The 1,390-nt window shown below is 73.5% G+C and carries 2 protein-coding genes; one reads left to right on the forward strand and one right to left on the reverse strand.

The window, feature by feature from the left end; genetic code table 11:
• Positions 1–469, forward strand: a 469-nt coding sequence (locus ACWDX9_RS63325) for a phosphopantetheine-binding protein (protein ID WP_449973455.1), incomplete at its 5' end; no start/stop codon positions are given.
• Here the strand turns inward: ACWDX9_RS63325 and ACWDX9_RS63330 are convergent.
• Positions 459–1,390, reverse strand: a 932-nt coding sequence (locus tag ACWDX9_RS63330; RefSeq protein ID WP_449973456.1) for a 2-oxo acid dehydrogenase subunit E2, incomplete at its 5' end; no start/stop codon positions are given. The genes ACWDX9_RS63325 and ACWDX9_RS63330 overlap by 11 nt on opposite strands.

Raw genomic sequence — 1,390 nt, forward strand, 5'->3', positions numbered from 1 at the left:
CCCCGCCGCCCCGGCCGAGCTGCGCGCGCACGCCGCGGGCCGGCTGCCGCGGGGCTTCGTGCCGACCCGGTGGTCACGGCTGGCGGAGCTGCCGCTCACCTCCCGGGGCAAGCTCGACCGGGCCGCGCTGCCCGAGCCGGACCGGGTCACCGGGACGGACTACACGGCGCCGCGCACCGACAGCGAGGCGCTGGTCGCCGAGATCTGGGCCGAGGTGCTCGGCCTCGAACGGGTCGGCGTGCTGGACGATCTGCTGGAGCTGGGCGGGCACTCGCTGATGACCACCCGGGTCGCGGCGCGGCTGCGGGCGATGCTGGAGGTGGAGGTGCCGATCCGGGTGGTGTTCGGCTGCGGCACCGTGGCCGAGCTCGCCGAGGCCGTCGAGGACCTGCTGATCGAGGAGATCGACGCGATGAGCGAGGAGGACGCGCAGCGCGCCCTGACCGGGCCGTCCGGGCTCAGGGAGTGATCGTCTTCCGGATGGCGTTCAGGAACATCGCCGCCTCGCGCCCGTTGACGAGGCGGTGATCGAACGCGAGCCCGAGGGTGACCGTGGTGCGTTTCACGACGTTCCCGGCGGAGTCGAGGGCGAACTCGTGCTGCGGCGCGCACAGCGACAGCGCGCACGTCTGCCCGGGGAACACGATCGGCACGGCGAGGAGCACGGCCGTGTCGGTGTGCAGGGTGACGACGATGTTCCCGCCCGCCAGGTCGTCCTCGCGGAACGCCGCCTGTGCCGCCTTCGTCCGGTACGCCGTGAGCCGCTCCGCGATCTCCTTGACGGACAGGCGGTCGGCGTCGCGCAGCACCGGGACGTACAGGCCGTTGCCGACGTCCACGGTGACGCCGACGTTCGGCGCCGCCGAGGGGCGTACGGCCAAGGGGTCGGCTGCCACCGGCTCGGCGAAGCACATCGGGAACTGCCCGTGCAGCGACGCGACCGCCGAGACCAGCAGCTCCGGCAGCCCGACAAGAGCCCTGGCCTCCTTGCTGAGGGCGCGGGCCCGGGCGATCGCGGGGCCGGCGTCCAGCTTCACGGCGGTGAAGGCGGCCGGGATCGTCTGGTGGGAACGGGTGACCGCGGCGGCCACGGCCCGCTGAACGGCCGGCAGCGGCTGCGCGTCGCCTGTGCCGGTTTCCAGCGTGCCGGTTTCCAGCAGGGCCAGGACGTCGGCCCGCTTGATCAGCTTCTTGCCCAGCGCGCGGATCCGGGCCGGGTCCACGCCGTGCTCGTCGATCAGCGCCTGGGCGGGCGCGGTGACGATCGGCCCCTCGGCCGCCGCACCGGGGTCGGGGTGGTGAGCATCACGACGTTCGCCATCTTCTTCCTCGTGCCTCGGCTCGCTGGGATGTCCGCTGACGACCTCGCCTCTCGTTATGTCGGCAAGGC

The organism is Nonomuraea sp. NPDC003201, assembly GCF_053590415.1.